The sequence below is a fragment of the Lyngbya sp. CCY1209 genome (assembly GCF_035615495.1).
Classification (GTDB): domain Bacteria; phylum Cyanobacteriota; class Cyanobacteriia; order Cyanobacteriales; family Microcoleaceae; genus Limnospira.
This window is the reverse complement of the sequence record NZ_JAJENU010000074.1, coordinates 1-4074: the sequence shown is the minus strand read 5'-3', so window position 1 is coordinate 4074 and position 4074 is coordinate 1. Positions and strand designations below refer to the sequence as shown.

The 4074-nt window shown below is 48.2% G+C and carries 1 protein-coding gene; it reads left to right on the top strand.

Translation table 11 applies throughout. The annotated features are described in order from the left end of the window. The first annotated feature begins 66 nt into the window (after window positions 1–66). On the top strand, window positions 67–3633 hold the full coding sequence (locus LKE08_RS00370; protein WP_324702208.1) for an NB-ARC domain-containing protein: 3567 nt from the start codon (window positions 67–69) through the stop codon (window positions 3631–3633). The last annotated feature ends 441 nt before the right edge of the window (window positions 3634–4074 follow it).

Here is a 4074-nt window from a genome sequence, read left to right as displayed (position 1 = left end):
TATTCGGGCTTCAAGTTCCGTCACAGAGGGTTTTAGACCCCAGTTTGCAGATCAGGGAGACGAACGATGGACCGTCACAAAAATGAAGAAATTGTTAAGCGAGTTGGACAACTGGTGGAGGAGAGAACAGGCCGATCGCTCACACCCATTCAAATCGGCATTCTGCGAGAATCCTTGAAGGGAAACGGATATGTGAAGATGGCAAGAACCCTCGATCGCAGTGCAGATAGCCTCAGAAAGGAAGCGGCTAAACTCTGGAAATTACTCGGCTCGGTCCTCGGGCAACCTGTCACCAAACCCCGCCTCAGAGAGGTGTTGGAATCGTCGCTTTTTTCCCTGTCTCCCCCAACGGATATTGAGGTGGACTGGCCTGAGGCACCGGATGTGCGGTTTTTTCTGGGTAGAAAAGATGATTTGACTACCCTGCGGCAGTGGATTACAATCGATCGCTGTCGTTTAATTCCCATTGTCGGACTGCCGGGAAAAGGGAAAACCAGTCTGGCGGTTAAATTGACTCAGCAACTCGGCTATAATTTTCAGGGGATAATTGGCCGATCGCTTCTCAATGCCCCACCTGTCGAAGATATCATCCGAGACTGGATTCAGTTTATCTCCCACCAGCAAAACACCGACTTGCCGGACACCCTTCACGAACAGATTTCTCTGGTTATCTCGTACTTGCAACAAAATCGGTATTTATTGATTCTCGATAACTTTGAAACCCTCCTCACCCAAGGAATTCCGGAGATCAAGTATAAATCCGGTTATGAAAATTATCATCAACTTTTGGATAAAATCGCCCAAGTCAACCATCAAAGTTGTTTGCTGCTCACCAGCAGGGCTAAAATCGGTCATTTGGAAACCCTCTCCGGCAACCATCAACCCGTGCGGTTTTTCCAGTTAAAAGGGTTGACGGTTGATGAGGGCAAACGGTTATTTGAAGAAAAGGGACAATTTTCGGCAACTGAAGCCGAATGGAGGCGACTGATTGACACTTATAAAGGCAATCCTTTGGCACTCAAGTTGGCGGCTTCCCACATTCAAGATTCGTTTTCGGGCAATATCGGTCAATTTTTGCAATTCAATAAATTCTGTTTTCGAGATCTCCAGGAACACATCCTCGACTGGCATTTTCAGGTTTCCTCCCCGGAAGAACATCGGGTTTTATTTTGGTTGGCGATACACCGAGAACCCGTTTCGGTCCTGGAATTGAAAGATCATGTGGTTGGCGATATCTCCCAACAACATTTGTCGGACTGTTTGCAGTCCCTGCGGCGGCGAATGCTGATCGAACATACGGACGACAGGCAGCGGTTTACCCTGCAACCGGCGTTGATGGAATATGTCACGGAGAAGTTGATCGAAAGTGTGGCGGAAGAAATTGTTGCCGGGGAGTTTAATTTATTTAGAACTCACGGGTTGAGGCTGGCGAAGGCGAAGGATTACATTCAATCCAGTCAGGTGAGGGTGATTGTCGATCCCGTCATTGCGGCTGTATCGGAAAAATTGCAAATTCTACCGGCACGGCTACCCGATTATTTTACAGCTTTGGTTGCTAAAAGTCAACAAAAATATGCCTTTTCTCCCGGTTATATCGGGGGCAATTTGATTCATCTTTTGTGTCAGTTGGATGTCAATTTGGACGGTTATGATTTTTCTAAATTGGCGATTTGGCAGGCTAACTTACAAGGCATCAGTCTCCGAGATGTGAATTTTTCGGGTTGCGATTTTAAAAATACTGTTTTTACTCAATTTTTCGGCGGGGTTCATGCCCTCGATTTTTCTCCGGATGGAGGATTTTTGGCGACGGGAGATTCCGAGGGGATGATTCGATTGGTTAACTTGGACACGGGACAGCCGGAATTGACGTTTGGGAAACATCGATGGTGGGTGGTGTCTCTGGTTTATAGTCCCGATGGTGAAAAGTTGGTGAGTAGCAGTTTGGATTATACGGTCAAAATTTGGAATGCCAGAAACGGTCAATTGTTGTACACTTTGCAGGGACACGAGGGGTGGGTTTGGTCGGTTGCTTACCATCCTATTCTACCATTAATTGCCAGCGGATGCAACGATCGCACCATAAAATTTTGGGATGCCAATAGCGGTAAACTGTTGCAAACCATAACGGGTCATGACGGGTGGGTTTTGGGTGTGGCTTTTAGTCCGGACGGTCGAATTTTGGCCAGCGGCAGTTCAGATCGGACGATCAAACTTTGGGATGTGAAAACGGGTCAAGTGCTGCAAACTATCTGGGGCAGTCGAAATGCGATTTGGTGCGTCCAGTTTAGCCCGAATGGGGACAAAATTGCCAGTTGTGGCTTTGAAAAAATTATCAGAGTTTGGGATGTGGAAACGGGCAAATGCGATCGCACTTTGTCGGGACACGAGAAGGAAATCAAGGTGTTGGCTTGGAGCCCCGACGGTCAAAGTTTGGCGAGTGGGGGGTTCGATGCCCAGGTCCGATTTTGGGCGATCGCAAAGGGGAGATGTCGGGCGGCTTCCAAACAGTATAAAACCGGCATTCGGACTTTGGCATTCAGTCCCGACAATCAGACGGTGGCGACGGGAGATAATGACCAAATTATCAAACTTTGGAATAGTAAAAACGGCAAATGTATGCAAACCCTGCGGGGACATACCAACTGGGTTTGGTCGTTGGCGGTGAGTCCGGACGGGGAATTTTTAGCCAGCAGTCATTTGGATCACAAAGTGAGACTTTGGAATCCGAAAACGGGGGATTGTTTGCAAACATTAACCGGACATACGGCCTGGGTTTGGTCGGTGGCGTTCAGTCCCGATGGCAAGACGGTGGCGAGTAGCGGGGACGATGAAACCATCCGACTTTGGGATGTGGAGACGGGGGATGCTTGGGAACCGTTGCGGTATCACACGGAGGATTATCAAGGGGGAATTTGGACGATTTCATTCAGCCGCGACGGTTTGTATTTGGCGAGTGGGGGGCAGGATTCGACGGTGAAGATTTGGGATTTGCAAACGGGCGATTTGGCGATGGTTTTGCCGGGACATGAAGCTTGGATTTGGTCGGTGGCGTTTCATCCCCTGAAGGATGAGATATTGGCGAGTGCGAGTGATGATAAAACGATTAAAATTTGGAATTTGAAAACGGGGGATTGTTTGCAAACGTTTCGGGGGCATAAAAATAGTATTCGCGCGATCGCATTCAGTCGCGACAGCCGCTTTTTGCTGAGTGGAAGTGAAGATGAAACGGTGAAAATTTGGGATTTGAAAGATGGCGATTGTCGGCGGAGTTTGTCCGGACATGAAGGCCGGATTTGGTCGGTGGATTGGAGTGCGGATGGTCGGGTGGTGGGCAGTGGCGGGGATGATGCGACGTTCAAGTTATGGGATGTGAAAACGGGGGACTGTTTGCATACCATTGACGAACATCAAAATACGGTGACTTCAGTGATGTTTGACCGGAAATTGCCCCGGGTGATGACGGGGAGTTCGGATGGGACGCTGAAGTTTTGGCATGGGGAGACGGGCCGCTGTTTGAGGAGTGTCAAGATTCCCAATATTTACTTGAATATGAACATCGAAAACGCCACGGGTTTGATCGACGCTCAAATTGAGAATTTGCAGGGGTTGGGTGCGATCGCGGATGAAGGGTAATATCTGATAATAATTCAACTCGACCTACTACTCCCTCCGAATTTACCCGCCTTGAAATTCATTTCAAGGCTGATAGCAAAAGTCCACTCAAGTGGACTCGGCCGGAACAATTGTATGCTGATTACCTGGGCGGTTTATATCAGATTTGATATGAATTCAACTCGACCTACTACTCCCTCCGAATTGACCCGCCTTGAAATGAATTTCAAGGCTGATAGCAAAAGTCCACTCAAGTGGACTCGGCCGGAAAAATTGTGTTCTGGGCCGTTTTTTTCACGCCAACTCCCCAATCATCTTGAGATGATTTTGGCTATTAGCTTGGGAATTGATTCCCAAGCGGTTTCAATATTTAAACCGGCATTTTAGTTCTGGCAGTCGGGTGCGATCGCGGATAATTGAGAGGGATAGAAACCGGGTTTCTCTGAACATTTCGGGTGGGGG

What these genes read in the sequence shown, in the direction of transcription:
- LKE08_RS00370 (WP_324702208.1), top strand. Translation starts at nt 67, where the DNA reads ATGGACCGTCACAAAAATGAAGAAATTGTTAAGCGAGTTGGACAACTG.